The sequence below is a fragment of the Curtobacterium sp. A7_M15 genome (assembly GCF_030705415.1).
In the GTDB taxonomy this organism is placed as follows: domain Bacteria; phylum Actinomycetota; class Actinomycetes; order Actinomycetales; family Microbacteriaceae; genus Curtobacterium.
The window spans coordinates 1-15,571 of record NZ_JAUZED010000086.1 but is presented as its reverse complement, the minus strand read 5'-3'; the positions used below and the strand labels follow the sequence as shown (position 1 = coordinate 15,571).

Below are 15,571 nucleotides of genomic sequence, written 5' to 3'. Positions count from 1 at the left end.
GGTCATTGCGCCCCCAGGAAAACGGGCGCAATGACCGCCACGGGGCGCGGACGGGGGGCGCGGTGCCGGTCCGCCGCGCAGCGAGCGACCGCCGCGCGGGCCGGACGGTCGCGTCAGTCGCGGGGCTGGATGTTCCAGGCGTCGATCACGGGGCGGCCGTGCTCGTAGCCGAGGATGCTCACCGAGGCGGTGCCGAGCTTCAGCACGGCGCCGTCCTGCGGCGCGAGGCGGATCCAGGCGGCGCCGAGGGCGCGGAGGACGTGCCCGTGCGCGACGACGATCGCGTCCTGCCCCTCGGCGAGGACCGGACGCGCTCGGTTCAGGATGCGTTCGACGCGGACCCGGACCTCGGCGGCGTTCTCCCCGGGAGTGTCGCCCGCCGGTACGCCGTCGGTCCAGAGGTCCCACGGGCCGTGCCGGAGGACCTTGATCTGCGGCGTGGTGAGTCCCTCGTACGCGCCGTAGTCCCACTCGTAGAGGTCCTCGTCGAGTTCCGGGTCGACACCGACGAGCGCCGCCGTGTCCCGGGCGCGCTGCAGCGGGCTGGACAACGCCAGCGCGAACGAGCGGTCCGCCAGGTACCTGCCGGCGCGCTTCGCCTGCTCGATGCCGTTCTCGGTGAGCGGGATGTCGGTGCGGCCGGTGTGCTGCCCGCTCTTCGACCACTCCGTCTCTCCGTGACGGACGAGGACGAGTTCGCCGGGGCGTTCCGAGGTCATGTGTTCCTTCCGATGAGCAGGCCGAGCGCGGCTGCGCCGACCGAGACGACGAGCATCCCGAGGCCGTTCAGGACGGCGAGCCGGGGCTTGCCGGATCGGAGGAGCTGTACGGTCTCGACGCTCGCCGTCGAGAACGTCGTGTACCCACCCATCATGCCCGTTCCGAGCACCGCGACGACCGGGAGCGGGATCGTGCCCGCCTGCCCGAGGCCCGTCAAGACCCCGAGGACGAACGATCCGGTCACGTTGATGACGAGCGTGCCGAGCGGGAACCGGGACACACGGGCCTTCACGACGCCGTCGAGGACGAACCGGAGCGCGGCGCCCACTCCCCCTCCGACCGCGACGACGAGCAGCTCGAGGGCGTTCACCGGTCGCCTCCCACCCGATCGGCTGCGACGTCGCCGGAACGGTCGTCACGGCGTCGTACCAGCCCGGCGATCCCGATGCCCGCCACGACGGCGACCAGCCCCGTCACGACGGTGAGCAGGGCGTACCCGCTCCCGGCGCCCCAGCGGCCGGCGTCGAGCAACTGCGCGGTGTCGTCGGCGAGGGTGCTGTAGGTCGTGAAGCCCCCGAGGATCCCGGTCCCGACGAACAGGCGCAGGCGCCGACGACGCCCGACGTCCGGGCCGCGGTGGGCCAGCGCCTCGAGCAGGAGGCCGAGGCAGAACGCACCGACGACGTTGATCGTGAAGATCGCCCAGCTGATGCCACCGACAGCCGGGAAGGCCGCGGCGAGGACCGCTCGGACACCGGTGCCGATCGCTCCGCCGAGCGCGACGACGGCCAACATCGACCAGCGGAGGTGGGGTGGACGTTCGCGCACGGTGCTCCTATCGCCGAGCACGCGGGATCGGCTCCGCGCGTGCGGTGTTCTCGGGATAGGGACCGTTGGCGGCTCGGCCGCGGTTGGGTCCGGCAGGCCCCACTGCCGGGTCGGACGACTGCTGCAGCCTACCGTGTCAGTCGGCGACCGCGGCGATGCCCTCGATCTCGACGAGCTGGTCGTCGTACCCGAGCACGGTCACGCCGACGAGCGTGCTCGGCACGTCGTGGTCGCCCGTCGCCGCGCGGACGACCTCCCACGCGGCGACGAGGTCGGCCTGCTGCGACGACGCGACGAGGACCCGGGTCTGGGCGAGGTCGGTTATCCCCGCACCCGCGGCGGCGAGGGCGGTGCGGAGGTTCGCGACACACTGCGCCGCCTGTCCGCGGACGTCTCCGACCGCGACGGTCCGGCCGTCGGTGTCGAGGGGGCACGCTCCGGCGAGGAAGACGAGCCGGCTCCCGGCCGGGACGGACGCGGCGTACGCGTACTCCGCGACGTCGCTGAGGGCACCGGTCCTGATGAGCTGCACGACGCTGGTCACCGGACCAGTCTGGCCCGCGCTCGCTCGGGCTGACACCGCGGGCACCACCAGACCCGGCGCGGGGGCGATCCGACACGCTCGACCTCGTCCCGCGCCACGATGGTCGTCCGGCACCGCAGGCACGGTCGCCCGGCGCGCCCGACGACCCAGTGCCGGGAGCCCTTGCCGGGCCGCCCGGTGGTGACCTGGTAGGCATCCGGACGCGTGGCCGAGTGCACGAGCATCCGTCGGGCGAGCTCGAGCAGTCCCACCACGTCGACCTGCTCGACCGGCGTGTCCGGGTGCAGCCCCCGGAGGAAGCAGAGCTCGCCCACCCAGAGGTTGCCCAGACCGGCGACGTTCCGCTGGTCGAGGAGCGCGGCGCGGACCGTCCGAGCGGGCTGGGCGGCGAGCCGGGCGGCGGCTGTGTCCTGGTCGAAGGGGTCGTGCAGGAGGTCCGGCCCCAGTCCCCCGAGCACGCGTGCCTCGTCCGCCGTCGCCACGTGCTCGACAACGGGGAGTGCGATGCCCCAGAGCGTCCGACCGTCCTCGAACGCCATCCGGACCCGCGCGTCAGCTGCGGCTCGTCCGGGGAGGCGTCGACCAGTCGCGGTGAGTGTCCACGAGCCCGTCATGCGCAGGTGCGTGTGGAGCGTCGTCGCGTCGTCGAACCGCGTGAGCAGGTGCTTGCCGTGCGTCGCATGGGAGAGGACGGTGCGACCGGCGAGCGAGCGCCCGGCAGCCGAGCCGCCCCGGAGCTCCCCTGAACGGATGCGCGCGCCGTCGACCTGTCGCAGTCGCGCGGCGAGGCGGAAGACCGAATCACCCTCGGGCATGTCGCGACCGTACCGCCCACGACCGACACCCGGGGACGACGAAAGCCCCCCGGCGAACCGGAGGGCTTGTCGTACTGGTGTGACCCCAGCGGGATTCGAACCCGCGTTACCGCCGTGAGAGGGCGACGTACTAGGCCGCTATACGATGGGGCCGTCACACATGGGAATCCCCCGCCCGGAAGCGGGGGTCATGGTCGTTGCCGGAGTCGGAGGCTAGCCACCTGTGGTGACCCCAGCGGGATTCGAACCCGCGTTACCGCCGTGAGAGGGCGACGTACTAGGCCGCTATACGATGGGGCCGTTCCGACAACTCGACAAGTATTGCACAAGCCCGACGCCGAGCCAAAACGAGGCGTGTCGCCCGGGTGCGCCGCCATGCCGCGGCGGGCATACGGTGGGGCGGTGATCTGGCGTAGCGGGCTGTCGGGCTGGCAGTACGACTCCTGGCGAGGCGACTTCTACCCCGTCGAGGTGCCGAAGCGCCGGTGGCTCGCGTACGCGGCCGAACACTTCTCGACGGTCGAGGTCAACGGCTCGTTCTACTCCCTGCAGCGACCCGAGCGCTACCGGGCGTGGCGCGCGGCCGTCCCGAAGACCTTCCGGTTCGCGCTCAAGGGCGGGCGGTACGTGACGCACATGCTGCGGCTCCGGAACGTCGACACCGCGCTCGCCAACTTCTTCGCGTCCGGCCCGCTCGAGCTCGGGTCGACCCTCGGGCCGGTGCTCTGGCAGCTCCCCGAGGCGCTCCTGCCGACCCCGGAGGTACTCGACGACTTCCTCGGTCGGCTCCCGCGCACGCACGGAGCAGCGGCGGCGCTCGCCCGACGGCACGACGACAAGGTCCCGGTGGCCGCGGTCGAGGCGGAGGACCCGGACCGAGTGATCGAGCACGCGCTCGAGGTCCGGGCAACGGGGTTCGGCGCCGAACACGTCGAGGTACTACGACGGCACCGGATCGCCCTCGTCGACTCGCACGCGGGCGACTTCCCGCGGCTGCGGGCCGACACCAGTGCGCCCATCGCGTACCTCCGGTTGCACGGTGCTCCCCGGACCTACCACGACGGCTACTCGCCGCAGGCGCTCGGCCGGTGGGCCACGACCGTCGTCGAGCACCTCGACGCCGGTCGGGACGCGTACGTGTACTTCGACAACGACGCCGAGCGGCACGCCCCGTGGGACGCACTCGCGCTCGACCGGATCCTGCGCGACCGCCTGCGGGGGCGGGCCGACGGTCGGGGGTGAGCCGCGCCTCCTGGACCGCCCCGGTCAGATCGTGAGCGACTCGCCGGGACGGAGGACGACGAGCGAGCCGGACGGCTCCACCGCCTCGCGGAGACGCCCGGTGTGCATGCCGTAGCCGACGTCGGAGAGCGTCGCCTCGTGCACGGGGTAGGCCAGGCGGGGCGCGACGGCGAGGACGTAGTCCATCATCTCGGAGACCTTGAGCCACGGGGCGCCGACGGGAGCGGCGAGGACCTCGACCGGGACCTCGGGCACGGTGTACGAGTCTCCGGGGTGGAAGAGCCGGCCGTTCACCAGGACACCGGTGTTGTCGACGATCGGCACGCTCGAGTGGATCAGGTTGTGCCGCGTGCCGTAGAACGACAGGTCGAACGGTCCGATCGTGCGACGGTCCCCGGCGGTGACGACGTCCACGTCGGACCCGGCGAGCGCCCGGGCCACTCCGGCGGGGCCGACGACGATCGCTCCGGGGTTCGCGTCGAGGATCCGCCGGACCTGCTCGGGCGTCACGTGGTCGGGGTGCTCGTGGGTCACGACGACGGCGACCACCCCCGTCGCGTCGACCGGTCGGGTGAAGTCGCCGGGGTCGATGACGAGGCGTGCGCTGCCCTCGGTGACGATCTGACAGGCGTGTTCGAGCTTGGTGACCTCCATGCCGGCGACCCTACGCGGGGACCGCCCGCGGCGGCCCCGTCGGCGACTCTCCGCGGGGACCGCCCGCGGCGGACCCGTCGGCGACCCTACGCGGGGACCGCCCGCGGCGGCCCCGTCGTCGACCGCACCACGAGGTGCGCCGGGGACGCCGGCAGCGGCCCCGCGACCCCGCCGTCCACCTCGGCGAGCACGGCCCGTGCGGCGACGCGACCCTGCGCCACCGGGTCCTGGGCGATGGTGGTGAGCCCGGTGACCTCGCCGTACTCGTGGCCGTCGATGCCGATGACGGAGACGTCCCCCGGGACCGCGAGCCCCGCCCGGCGCGCGGCGAGGACCACGCCGAGCGCCATCTCGTCCGACGCGCAGAACACCGCGGTCGGCGGCGCTCCGAGGGCGCCGCCGAAGAGCGCCGACCCCGCGTCGACGCCGCCCGCGAAGGAGAACCGCCCGTCGAGGAGCCAGTCCTCCCGCACCGCGATGCCCCTCGCCGCGAGCGCGTCCACGAACCCGTCGCGCCGCAACCACGGCACCGCCACGTTCATCCCCGCCTCGTCCTGTCCGCCGACGTACGCCACGTCCCGGTGCCCGAGTCCGCAGAGGTGCTCGACCGCGATCCCGGCGACGGCGACGTCGTCCACGCCGACGTTCCGCAGGCCCGGTGCCGGACCGCCGATGACGATCATGGGGTGCCGCGTGAGCTCGAGCTCGGCACGCTCGGTCTCGTCGAGCACGAGGGACAGCAGGACGAGACCGTCGACCCGGTGCCGCAGCATCGACCGGCGGAAGGCTCGGTCGCGGTCCCCTCCGGGCCCACCGAGGTTGTACAGCACCAGGTCGTACCCGGCTCGCCGCAGCTCGGCGTCGACACCGCCGAGCGCCTTGACGTAGAACCACCGGTCGATCACCGGGACGACCACGCCGATCGCGCGCTGTCGACCGGTGGCGAGACCGGCCGCCGCCGAACTCGGCACGTACCCGAGTTCGTCGGCGACCCGTCGCACCTCGTCGATGGTGGTGTCCGCGACCGTCGGCATCCCGCGCAGGGCGCGGGACACCGTCGACTTCGACAGGCCGGTGACGGTCGCGATCTCCTGGATGCCCATGGACCGTTCCGGGAGGCCCGTCACCCGTCCGACGGCCGCCGCACGTCGGCGACGTGGCCGGGCTGCGCTGGCGCGGACGTCGGCGCACGGTCCGCCCCGTGGAGCGCGGACGCACGCTGTGCCCGGGTGGCGCGTCGCCCGGCGGGTGCGAGTTCGTCCCACCCGACGTGGCGGTGCACCCGACCGTCCGCCGCGGGCCGCACGGCGATCCGGGACGGATCCGACCGCCGGTCCGACGCGGCGGCCGGCCCCGCTCCGCCGATGCCGTCCGTCGACCCGGCGCGCCGGAGCACCGACACCCGCCACCGGTCGAGCACGACGACGGCGAGCACGCAGACGAGCAGGGTGAGCGCCCAGCCGAGCGCCGGGCGACCGGTGAGCTCGCAGAACACCGTGGCGCCGAGGAAGAGGATGCCGAAGGTGCCGACGAAGCCGATGGCCTCCTCGATCCGGGCCGTGGGCCGTGCGGGTCCGCGCTGTGCCATGGTCGTCACCCCTTCACGCCACCGGCGGTCAGGCCGGCCACGATGCGTCGCTGGAAGATGAGCACGAGGATGACGAGCGGGATCGTGACGATCGTGCCGGCAGCCATCACCGCCGTGTAGGGCTCCTGGTGCGGCTGGGACCCGGCGAAGGACGCGATCGCGACCGTGACGGGTTGGGTGGCGTCCGACGAGAGCTGGGACGAGATGAGGTACTCGTTCCACGACGAGATGAACGCCAGGATCGCGGTGGTGAACACCGCCGGTGCGGCGAGCGGCATGATGATCCGTCGGAACGCCTGGATCCTGGTGCAGCCGTCGATGCGGGCCGCTTCCTCGAGGTCCCACGGCATCTCGCGGAAGAAGCTCGCGAGCGTGTAGACGGTGAGCGGCAGCACGAACGAGATGCTCGGCAGGATCAGGGCCTGGTACGTGCCCATCCACCCGATGTCGGTGAACAGCTGGAACAACGGCGAGATGAGCGCGACACCCGGGAACATCGACGCCGCGAGGATGGCACCGGCGATGACGGACTTGCCCTTGAACTCCAGGCGGGCCAGGGCGTACGCCGCGCTCGTCCCGACGAGCAGCGCGATGATCGTCACCACCGCGCCGATGAACACGCTGTTGAGCAGGGCGCGTCCCAGGTGGTTGCCGAGCGCGGTCGAGAACGCCGTCGCGTAGTTGTCGAGCGTGAAGTGGGTGAACCACGGGGTCGGGTCGAACGTGAACCCGACGTCACGGAACGACGTGACGACCATCCAGTAGAAGGGCAGCAGGCACCAGACCGCGATGACGAGGGCCTGGATCCCGGTGCGCAGCTTGTGCCCGGTGTGGCGCTGGACCCGCACCTGCGTGCGGTCGACCTCGCGCTCGCGGGACCGCGTGGCGGATCGGGGTCGATCGGCTGCGAGGCTCATCGGAGTTCACCCTTCTGCTGGGCAGCCTGGGTCTGCACGACGTTCGCGCCGAGGAACCGGACGAAGACGAACGCGACGATGAAGACGACCAGGAACGTGATGGTGGAGAGTGCGGACGCGGAGTTGAAGCCCTGCCGGATCTGGTCGACGACGAGCACGGACAGCGACACGGTCGCGTTGCCGGAGCCGCCGCCACCGCCGGTCATGATGGCGATCAGGTCGTAGATGCGGAGCGCGTCGAGCACGCGGAAGAGCACCGCGACCATGAGGGCCGGCTTGACGAGCGGGAGCGTGATGTTCCAGAAGCGCTGCATCGTCGAGGCGCCGTCCATCTTCGCGGCCTCGTAGACCTCGTCGGGGATCAGCTGCAGCCCCGCGAGGATGAGCAGCGCCATGAAGGGCGTCGTCTTCCACGTGTCGGCGATGATGATCGCCCAGCGCGAGGCCCACTCACCGGAGAACCAGAGGACCTGGTGCCCGATGACGTGGTTCAGGACGCCGTTCGCGTCGAAGATGAAGTACCAGAGCTTCGCGGTCACGGCGGTCGGGATGGCCCACGGCACGAGGATCGCCGCACGGACGAACGCGCGACCCTTGAAGTCGCGGTTCATGATGATCGCCATCCACACGCCGATGACGGTCTCGAGCGCGACCGTCACGACGGTGAAGAAGAAGGTGTTGCCCATCGCGGTCCAGAACTGCGACCCGAGGTTGCCGGGCGGGCAGGCGGTGTTGCCGCACTGCTGGCCGAGCCAGTGCACGTAGTTCGTGACCCCCGCGAAGCCGCCCTGCACGAACAGTCCGGTCGCCTTGTCCAGACCGGCGTCCAGCTGGAAGGACTGGATCACCGCGCTGACCACGGGGTAGCCGATGACGATGGCGAGGAGCACGATCGTCGGGCCGATGAGGTAGACGGCCCACCGGCCGTGCTCGGCGTTGAGGCCGCCTCGCCGCCGCTTGGGCGGCTCCATCCCCGTCGGGTTGGGGATGGCGGCGGGGATCTCGGTTGCTGCTGACACGTGACGGCCTCCTTGCCGGGTGTCGGGACGCAGGATGGGGCGGACGGGAGGCGCGGGGCGGGGTCGACCCGCGCCTCCCGTCCGGTGCGGCGTGCGCCGCGTGCTCCGGTGCTAACTACCGCTGTTGGTGGCCGTCTCGAGGGCTGCCTGCATGTCCTTGAGCGCCTCGTCCACGCTCTTCGATCCCTTGAGGGCGGCGTAGGTGTTGTCCTGGATCGCCTTCGTCACGGCCGGGTAGAACGGCGTGACCGGACGCGGCTCGGCCGACTCGATGGACTTGAGCAGGGTCGGCAGGTAGGGCAGCTTCGCCGTCAGCTCGGAGTCGGTGTAGAGGTCGCCGACGACCGGGGCGAGGGAGCCCTGGGTCGCGAAGAACTTCTGCGTGTCGTTCGAGATGAGGAACTCGAGGAAGTCGTGCGCGGTCGCCTTGTGCTTCGAGTAGACGCTGATCGCGGCGTTGTGGCCACCGAGCGTCGACGCGCCGGTGCCGTCCTTGCCCGGGATCGGCGCGATGCCGAAGGTGTCCTTGACCGTGCTGGAGCCGTCGGTCTTCGCGAGGTTGTAGACGTACGGCCAGTTGCGCAGGAACAGCAGCTTGCCGGCCTCGAAGGCGGTGCGTCCCTGCTCCTCCTGGTAGGTGATCGCCTCGGCCGGGATGTTCCCGTCCTTGAAGGCGTCGACCAGGTTCTGCAGACCGGCCTTCGCGTCGGACGTGTCGACGTCCGGCGAGCCGCTCTTGCTGAGGACCGAGCCGCCGGAGCCGTTGATCGCCTCGGAGGCGTTCACGGTCAGGCCCTCGTACTTGGCGAACTGCCCGGCGTAGCAACCGATGCCGGCCTTCTTGGCGATGTCGCAGTCCTGCATCATCTCGGCCCACGTGGTCGGGGGCGTCTTGACGAGGTCCTTGCGGTAGTAGAGCAGCGCACCGTCGGAGGTCTGCGGCGCGGCGTAGAGCGTGTCGTTGTACGTGGCGGTCTTCACCGTGGCCGGCAGGAGGTTCGAGGTGTCGATCTTCATGTCGCCGGTGAGCGGGGTGAGCCAGCGCTTCGCCGCGAACTCCGCGGTCCAGACGACGTCCACGTCGACGACGTCGTAGTTCGCGTCCTTCGCCTGGAAGTGCTGCACGAGGTCGTCGTGCTGCTGGTCGGCCTGGTCGGACTGCTCCTTGAAGGTGACCTTCTCGTCGGGGTGGGCCTTGTTCCACTTCGCGATGAGCGGGCGGACGACGTTGGAGTTGTCCTTGCCCTGCACGTAGGTGATGGGTCCGCGGCTGTCCTGACCGGCCTTGGCGTCGTCCGACGCCGAGCTGCCACTCGAGCACCCGGTCAGCACGAGGCCGATGACCGCGATCCCCGCTACGGATGCGATCCGCACTTTGGCGCGTGTTGTCTTCACAGTGTCGTCTCCACGTTGAGATCACCAGGCGAGGACCATCGGGTCGACGCTGCCTGGAGCAGGCGACGCTGCCTGCTGGAGGAGGAAGCTACGCCCGCTCTCAGTCGTCCGCAACCGGTTGCAAAGAATCCGTGACCTGCTCGTGACCACCGTACGACGCTCGCTTTTCCGCTGTGAGCGCTCACCCTGGACGGGCGCTCGCCGGCGCGGACGTGCGGGGTTCCGCACGATCACCGCCAGCGGCCCCGCTCCCCGTTGTCGCCGCCGAGGCCCGGCACCTAGCGTCCACACCATGGCCACCACCAGCACCGCTCGCGCACTCCCCGCGCCCCGACGCGTGATCGACGTCGACCTCGACGCGCCGCTCCCCCGCCTCGTCGCGGACGGCACGGGTTCCTCCGCGCTGGTGATCGGCTACCGCGGTGGACGCCCGACGGGCACGCTCGACGTCGAGCTGACCGACGACCCCGCCGACGCCGCACGCGCCCTCGGGGCGCTGCGGGAGACCGTGCTCGCCGAGGTCGAGCCGGTGCCGGACGCGCTCCTGCCGACGATCTCCGTCGTCGTCTCGACGGTGGTGGACCGCGTCGAGGATCTCGGCGCGCTGCTCGACGTCCTCGAGCACCTGGACTACCCGGACCACGAGGTGATCGTCGTGGACAACCGCGTTCGGGTGCCCGCCGACGACCGGCTCCCGGCACTGCTCGCGGGTCGCGGCGTCCGGCTCGTCACGGAACGCCGGCCGGGTCTGTCGGCGGGTCGCAACGCCGGGGTCGCCGCCGCCCGGGGAGAGGTGATCGCCTTCACCGACGACGACGTCCGGGTCGACCCGCAGTGGCTGCGCGCACTCGGTGCGCGGTTCGTCCGCGAGCCCGGACTCGACGCCGTGTCCGGGGTGATCCTGCCGACCGAGCTCGCAACGCCCGCGCAGATCTGGTACGAGGCGTACTACGGCGGGTTCAGCGGCGAGCGCACCTTCGCCCCCGTCACGATCGTCCCCGACGACGTCGCCGGCACGATGCGTCACGCGCGGGTGCGGGCGGTTCGGCCGGACGGGTCGGTCGTGAAGCACTTCGCCGTGTACGGCATCGGTGCCTACGGCGCGGGCGCGAACATGGCGTTCCGCCGATCGGTGATCGACGCCGTCGGTGGGTTCGACACCACGCTCGGCGCCGGCTCCCCCGCCCGTGGCGGCGAGGACCTCGCGATGTTCATCGAGACGCTCTGGCGCGGGGGCCGCATCGGGTTCGAGCCGCGCGCGGTCGTGCACCACCGGCACCGCCAGAGCATCGAGGACCTGCACAAGCAGCTGCACGGCAACGGCGTCGGGTTCACCGCGCTCATGTGCGCCCTCGCGGCCAAGGACCGACGACACGTGGCGGTCCTCGCCCGGCTCGTGCCGACCGCTGCGGTGGTGAAGCTCCGTGAGACGGTCGGACGACTGCGCACCGGGAGCGCACCGGCCCCGGCCGCCGACGAGTCCGCACACGTCGACGCCGCACTCCCCACGGTGCCGGACGCCGGCGTGCCGCGGTCGTTGGCGTACCACGAGCTCCGGGGCTTCCCGGCCGGCCCCGCAGCCTGGTTCCGCAGCCGTCGTCGCTGGCGGGACGTCGAGGCCGGGCGGTTCCACGCCGGGTGACCACCGGGTGACCGCGGACGGTCCCGTGCCGCGCGGCCGGCCGGCGGACGCACACGTTCCTGCACCGTAGGATCGGTGCAGCCGCCCGTGCCGTGCGGGCCGCGAGGAGGACGCATGCCGCAGGGGCCCACACCCGTGCTCGAGCCCGTCGTCGTGCCGTCGTCCGTCGCCACCACCACGGAGACGGCCGTCTGCGTGTGCGGGCACGTGCAGGACGCGCACGAGCACTACCGGCCGGGCAGCGACTGCGCCCTCTGCGACTGCCCGAGGTACCGCCGCCGGCGGTGATCGTCGCGGCCGGTGCGGGAAACCGCCGCTTCCCCGCACCCGCCCCGAGAGCGCCTTGTCGGTGCTCGGACGGCCCTGTTCACTCGAGACATGGCCAACTCCCCCGCGGCGCTCGCGTGCATCGTCCTCGCCCACGAGGACCCCCGGCACGTCCGACGACTCGTCGAGGCTCTCGACCCGTTCCCGGTGTTCCTGCACGTCGACGCGCGGACTCCGGACGACGTCCACCGTGCGATGACCGAGGGCCTCCCCGACCGGGTCCGCCTCCTGCCGCGACTCCGCACGGGCTGGGCGAAGTGGGAGAACGTCGCGGCAGAGGTCTCCGGGTACCGTGCGGCCCTCGCCGAGACCGGCGCGAGCCACGTGGCGGTCCTCACCGGGAGCGACTACCCGCTGGCGAACCCCGCCGAGATCACCGCGGTGCTCGACGCCCACCGCGACCGGTCCTTCCTCATCCCGCACCCCCTGCCGCACGCGCCGTGGGGCGCCAGCGGTGGGGTCGCCCGGATGCGGTACCCGCACTGGGCGTGGCGGAAGCACATGCTCCGCCTGCCGATCCCCCGTCGGCTCCCACGTGACGTCGTGCTCACGGGCGGGTCGCAACTCAAGGTCCTCAGCGCCGCGCATGCAGCCGCGGTCGTCGAGGTCGTCGATTCGCGCCCCGATCTGGTCCGCTTCTGGCGCCGCACCTGGATCGCCGACGAGTCGTTCGTGCCGACCGTGCTGAACTCCCCCGCTCTGGTCGACGGCTTCGCCGAGGACCACGTCCCGCACACCCTGTGGTTCATCGGCTGGGACGGCTCGAAGATGAAGAGCCCGCCGTGGCTGACGCTCACCCACGCGGGTCGACTGCTCGAACGATGGACGACGGACCCCACCGCGATGCCGCACCTCTTCGCCCGCAAGTTCTCGACCGCTGCGAGTTCGGACCTGCTCGACCTCGTCGACCAGGCGTTCGGGCTCCGGCAGCAGGTCCGGACCCCCGAGGTGGGTGTCTCGTGACCGTTCCCCAGACCCGCCGCGAGGCCCGCCTCGCCGCAGCCGGAGCCGCCACCGCCCCTGCCCCCGCCCCCGACACCGGCAGCACCGCGGTCCAGAAGGGTGCGTCCGTCCTGTTCGGCCGTGGCCTGCTGTACGTGGTCGTGTGGTCGATGCAGCTCGTCGTGAGCTCGCTGATCTCGCCGGTCCTCGCGCACCTCATGCCGCTCTCCGAGTTCGGTGTCCTCGCCTCGGCGATCGCGCTCTACCAGGCGCTCGTCGTGCTCGCGGTCGCAGGACTCGACCAGGCGTCCGTGCTGCAGCGGGCCGAGGACGGCGGCGACGACCGGAAGGCACGCGGGCTCATCGCGGTCGGCATCGTCCTGGCGGCCGTCGTCACCGCGGTCGCCCTGGCGACGATCCCGCTCTGGGGTGACGTCGCCGGGTTCGTCGGCGAACATCCGATCCTGCTCGTCGCGGTCCTCTGGATCTTCCCCGCCGCGGTCGTGCAGCTCTCCCTCGCGATCCTGGTCGCCCAGGACCGCATCCGCGTCTTCGCGGTCACCAGTCTGCTGTCCTCGGTCGGTGGCTCGATCATCGGTCTCGGCCTGCTCGTCTTCGTGCACGCCGACGCCACGACGTACGCCTGGGGCGGCGTGTTCGCACAGGCCGCCGCGATGGTCATCGGCTTCGCAGCGACGCGGCCGCGTCTCGCCGGCCTGGCCGACCGCCAGACCACCGCACGGGCCTTCAAGCTCGGCGTGCCGATCGCGCTCGGCAACCTGTCCTACTTCGTGCTGAACGCCGGCGACCGGATCGTCGTGCAACGGCTGCTCGGCCCGGACGAGGTGGCCCGCTACCAGATCGCCTACGTGGTCGGCTCCGCCGTGATCCTCCTGCTGACCTTCACCAACCAGGCCTGGGCACCGCACTTCGCCGCGCTCCGGGACGCCGTGGCCCGTCGACGGCTGGCCCTGCACGCCCGGGACCAGCTGTACCTGCTGCTCGCCCCGGTGCTGCTCGCGGTCACCCTCGTGTCACCGGTCGCACTGCCGATCCTCGCGCCCGCGTCGTACCGCGTGCACGAGCTCACCGCCGTGGTCTTCATCGTGGCGCTCACGGCGTTCCCGGTGGTCGCCAGCGGCGCGACCGGACGACTCCTGCTCGTGGAGCGTCGCGGCGTCGCCGTCGGGGTGATCGCGGCCGTTGCGGGAGCCGTGAACATCGGCGCGAACCTCCTGCTGGTCCCGCTGCTCGGCATCGCGGGCGCCGGCGTCTCCACGGTCTTCGCCTACATGGTGCTCGCGGCACTCCAGCAACTCTCGCTCCCCGACCGCCGGGAGTGGCGCGGTCCGCGTACCCGGACGGTCCTCGTGCTCGCGGCCGTGGTGGTCGTCGCCGGGGCGTCCGTCCTCGTGCCGCAGGACCTCGTGTGGAACATCGTCCGCGTGGCCGGGGTCCTCGGCTGCTTGCCGTGGTTCGTCCGCAGGCTCAGGATCGCTCGAGGAGGCACACCGTGACCCAGGCACCGGAACACTCTGCGCGTCGACTCCGGATCGCGGTCGTCACGAACGGGCTCGCCATCACCGGCGGAGTCGAGCGGTGCGTCCTCGAGGACACCCGCGAGCTCGTGCGCGCCGGGCAGGACGTCGAGGTCTGGCACCGCGGCCACCTCGCCCCGCGACCCGACGGCACCGAGCCCGGCAGCGACCAGTTCGCCGAGCTCGAGGTCGCCATGCACCGCACCGGCGACCGGTCCTTCGGCCTCCGCAGCGCAGCCGGCGACGTCGCACGGTTCGTCCTCGACGGCCTCCGTCTGCGCCGATCGCGCCCCGACGTCATCTGGCTGAACCGACCCGAGCACCTCCCCTGGGGCAGGGTGGCGTCCTCGGTCTCCGGTGTCCCACTCGTCGTACACCTGCACCACGCGCCGAACTACCGCCGGCTCGGACCGATCGCGGGCGGTCGGACGCACTACCTGGCCGTCTCGCACACCATGGCGCGTGCGTGGGCCGACGTGGGCGTCCCCGCCTCGCGGATCACCGTCGTCCCGAACGGCGTCGACACCGCGCTGTTCCCCGTCGCCACCGCCTCGACGGCGCTGAACGCCCGTCGCACCCTCGGCCTCGACGACGACTCGCGCACGGTGCTCTACTACGGCCGCCTCACCCGGTCGAAGGGGGTGCTCGCGCTGCTCGACGCCTGGCGCCTCGTGCTCGAGCAGGACGCCGAGCGCCACCACTCACGCGCACCGCGCGCCGCCGTGGGCGCCCTCACCCCCGCACTCGGGCCCGCCGGCTCGCAGGACACCGCCGGCGCCCACCGTCCGCCGGTGCTCGTCCTCGCCGGAGCGGCCGGACCCGACGACGCCGAGGACGTCCGACGCGCCGTCGCGTCACTCCCCGCCGGCTCCGTCGTGGTCCTCCCCGAGCGGGACGACGTCGTCACCCTGCTGCACGCCGCCGACATGGTCGTCGTGCCCTCCATCGAGCCGGAGGGGTTCGGCCGCGTGGTCGTCGAGGCGATGTCCGCCGGCCGTCCGGTCGTCGCCGCCGAGAGCGGCGGCACGGGCGAGATCCTCGCCGACGAGTGGGCGACGTCGACCGTCGACCCCACCGACCCCGAGGCGCTCGCCGGCAAGGTGCTCGACACCCTCGAGCGCGCCGAGCGCGATCCCTCCCTCGGCGAGCGCTGCCGAGCATGGGTGCGCGACCACTACGGTCGTGGACCGCACGTGGCCGGTCTCCTCCGCGCCCTGCTCACGCACGCCCGTCGCTAGACACTCGTCCAGGACGATCCAGGACGGTCCAGGAGGCGCGGCTCCCCGCCGACACGCCCCTCCCGCCCTCCCCGTGGTCACCCCGCTGGATCGGCTTGCTCGCCTGACAGAGAGCGGCCTCCCGTGCGGCTCCTGACCGTTCTGGTTCGCGATCCCCGGGGA

General features: G+C 72.1%; 17 protein-coding genes and 2 tRNA genes. 6 read left to right on the top strand and 13 right to left on the bottom strand.

Going from position 1 to position 15,571, the window contains the following annotated elements; translation table 11 throughout:
- Positions 1-113 precede the first annotated feature (113 nt).
- From Q7F20_RS14095 to Q7F20_RS14065, 7 genes are all read right to left on the bottom strand, one after another.
- Complete coding sequence (locus Q7F20_RS14095) at positions 114-719, bottom strand: histidine phosphatase family protein (RefSeq protein WP_305740705.1); 606 nt, start codon at positions 717-719, stop codon at positions 114-116.
- Entirely contained in the window at positions 716-1,090 is a 375-nt protein-coding gene (gene crcB / locus Q7F20_RS14090; RefSeq protein WP_305740704.1) for a fluoride efflux transporter CrcB, read from the bottom strand. The genes Q7F20_RS14095 and crcB overlap by 4 nt, the downstream gene beginning before the upstream one ends.
- Positions 1,087-1,548 (bottom strand): CrcB family protein, encoded by a 462-nt coding sequence (locus tag Q7F20_RS14085; RefSeq protein WP_370871688.1) that lies wholly within the window; start codon positions 1,546-1,548, stop codon positions 1,087-1,089. The genes crcB and Q7F20_RS14085 overlap by 4 nt, the downstream gene beginning before the upstream one ends.
- A 136-nt stretch (positions 1,549-1,684) precedes the next feature.
- Positions 1,685-2,092: a RidA family protein gene (locus Q7F20_RS14080; protein ID WP_305740703.1), complete on the bottom strand. Its 408-nt coding sequence runs from the start codon at positions 2,090-2,092 to the stop codon at positions 1,685-1,687.
- Entirely contained in the window at positions 2,089-2,907 is an 819-nt protein-coding gene (locus Q7F20_RS14075) for a DNA-formamidopyrimidine glycosylase family protein (protein ID WP_305740702.1), read from the bottom strand. Before Q7F20_RS14075 ends, Q7F20_RS14080 begins: the two co-directional genes overlap by 4 nt.
- A gap of 80 nt (positions 2,908-2,987) precedes the next feature.
- A tRNA-Glu gene (locus Q7F20_RS14070) sits at positions 2,988-3,060 on the bottom strand.
- 71 nt (positions 3,061-3,131) lie between these two features.
- Positions 3,132-3,207, bottom strand: a tRNA-Glu gene (locus tag Q7F20_RS14065).
- A 102-nt stretch (positions 3,208-3,309) separates the two neighbouring features.
- Here Q7F20_RS14065 and Q7F20_RS14060 point away from each other — a divergent pair.
- Positions 3,310-4,149, top strand: a complete 840-nt coding sequence (locus Q7F20_RS14060) for a DUF72 domain-containing protein (RefSeq protein WP_305740701.1) — start codon at positions 3,310-3,312, stop codon at positions 4,147-4,149.
- A gap of 24 nt (positions 4,150-4,173) precedes the next feature.
- Here the strand turns inward: Q7F20_RS14060 and Q7F20_RS14055 are convergent, their stop codons facing one another.
- The 6 genes from Q7F20_RS14055 to Q7F20_RS14030 all read right to left on the bottom strand — a co-directional run bounded on the left by Q7F20_RS14055 (position 4,174) and on the right by Q7F20_RS14030 (position 9,701).
- Positions 4,174-4,803, bottom strand: a complete 630-nt coding sequence (locus tag Q7F20_RS14055; RefSeq protein WP_305740700.1) for an MBL fold metallo-hydrolase — start codon at positions 4,801-4,803, stop codon at positions 4,174-4,176.
- Between the two features lie 86 nt (positions 4,804-4,889).
- Entirely contained in the window at positions 4,890-5,906 is a 1,017-nt protein-coding gene (locus Q7F20_RS14050; protein ID WP_305740699.1) for a LacI family DNA-binding transcriptional regulator, read from the bottom strand.
- 20 nt (positions 5,907-5,926) lie between these two features.
- Entirely contained in the window at positions 5,927-6,391 is a 465-nt protein-coding gene (locus Q7F20_RS14045; protein ID WP_305740698.1) for a hypothetical protein, read from the bottom strand.
- Positions 6,392-6,396: 5 nt separating this feature from the next.
- The gene (locus Q7F20_RS14040; protein ID WP_305740697.1) at positions 6,397-7,308 is read right to left on the bottom strand and encodes a carbohydrate ABC transporter permease; all 912 of its coding nucleotides are present in this window, start codon (positions 7,306-7,308) and stop codon (positions 6,397-6,399) included.
- Positions 7,305-8,279 carry a carbohydrate ABC transporter permease gene (locus Q7F20_RS14035; protein WP_305740706.1) on the bottom strand — a complete coding sequence of 325 codons (975 nt, stop codon included), beginning with the start codon at positions 8,277-8,279 and terminating at the stop codon, positions 7,305-7,307. Before Q7F20_RS14035 ends, Q7F20_RS14040 begins: the two co-directional genes overlap by 4 nt.
- 159 nt (positions 8,280-8,438) lie before the next feature.
- Positions 8,439-9,701 (bottom strand): ABC transporter substrate-binding protein, encoded by a 1,263-nt coding sequence (locus tag Q7F20_RS14030; RefSeq protein ID WP_305740696.1) that lies wholly within the window; start codon positions 9,699-9,701, stop codon positions 8,439-8,441.
- Between the two features lie 313 nt (positions 9,702-10,014).
- Between Q7F20_RS14030 and Q7F20_RS14025 the strand changes: the two genes are divergently transcribed.
- From Q7F20_RS14025 to Q7F20_RS14005, 5 genes are all read left to right on the top strand, one after another.
- Entirely contained in the window at positions 10,015-11,364 is a 1,350-nt protein-coding gene (locus tag Q7F20_RS14025; RefSeq protein ID WP_305740695.1) for a glycosyltransferase, read from the top strand.
- Positions 11,365-11,478: 114 nt separating this feature from the next.
- Positions 11,479-11,652 (top strand): hypothetical protein, encoded by a 174-nt coding sequence (locus Q7F20_RS14020; RefSeq protein ID WP_305740694.1) that lies wholly within the window; start codon positions 11,479-11,481, stop codon positions 11,650-11,652.
- A gap of 90 nt (positions 11,653-11,742) precedes the next feature.
- Positions 11,743-12,654: a beta-1,6-N-acetylglucosaminyltransferase gene (locus Q7F20_RS14015; RefSeq protein ID WP_305740693.1), complete on the top strand. Its 912-nt coding sequence runs from the start codon at positions 11,743-11,745 to the stop codon at positions 12,652-12,654.
- Positions 12,651-14,150, top strand: coding sequence for a lipopolysaccharide biosynthesis protein (locus Q7F20_RS14010; protein WP_305740692.1), 1,500 nt, complete (start codon positions 12,651-12,653; stop codon positions 14,148-14,150). The genes Q7F20_RS14015 and Q7F20_RS14010 overlap by 4 nt, the downstream gene beginning before the upstream one ends.
- On the top strand, positions 14,147-15,409 hold the full coding sequence (locus Q7F20_RS14005; RefSeq protein WP_305740691.1) for a glycosyltransferase family 4 protein: 1,263 nt from the start codon (positions 14,147-14,149) through the stop codon (positions 15,407-15,409). The genes Q7F20_RS14010 and Q7F20_RS14005 overlap by 4 nt, the downstream gene beginning before the upstream one ends.
- The last annotated feature ends 162 nt before the right edge of the window (positions 15,410-15,571 follow it).

What these genes read in the sequence shown, in the direction of transcription:
- Q7F20_RS14095 (WP_305740705.1), bottom strand. Translation starts at nt 719, where the DNA reads ATGACCTCGGAACGCCCCGGCGAACTCGTCCTCGTCCGTCACGGAGAG.
- Q7F20_RS14075 (WP_305740702.1), bottom strand. Translation starts at nt 2,907, where the DNA reads ATGCCCGAGGGTGATTCGGTCTTCCGCCTCGCCGCGCGACTGCGACAG.
- Q7F20_RS14055 (WP_305740700.1), bottom strand. Translation starts at nt 4,803, where the DNA reads ATGGAGGTCACCAAGCTCGAACACGCCTGTCAGATCGTCACCGAGGGC.
- Q7F20_RS14050 (WP_305740699.1), bottom strand. Translation starts at nt 5,906, where the DNA reads ATGGGCATCCAGGAGATCGCGACCGTCACCGGCCTGTCGAAGTCGACG.
- Q7F20_RS14045 (WP_305740698.1), bottom strand. Translation starts at nt 6,391, where the DNA reads ATGGCACAGCGCGGACCCGCACGGCCCACGGCCCGGATCGAGGAGGCC.
- Q7F20_RS14040 (WP_305740697.1), bottom strand. Translation starts at nt 7,308, where the DNA reads ATGAGCCTCGCAGCCGATCGACCCCGATCCGCCACGCGGTCCCGCGAG.
- Q7F20_RS14035 (WP_305740706.1), bottom strand. Translation starts at nt 8,279, where the DNA reads ATGGAGCCGCCCAAGCGGCGGCGAGGCGGCCTCAACGCCGAGCACGGC.
- Q7F20_RS14025 (WP_305740695.1), top strand. Translation starts at nt 10,015, where the DNA reads ATGGCCACCACCAGCACCGCTCGCGCACTCCCCGCGCCCCGACGCGTG.
- Q7F20_RS14020 (WP_305740694.1), top strand. Translation starts at nt 11,479, where the DNA reads ATGCCGCAGGGGCCCACACCCGTGCTCGAGCCCGTCGTCGTGCCGTCG.
- Q7F20_RS14015 (WP_305740693.1), top strand. Translation starts at nt 11,743, where the DNA reads ATGGCCAACTCCCCCGCGGCGCTCGCGTGCATCGTCCTCGCCCACGAG.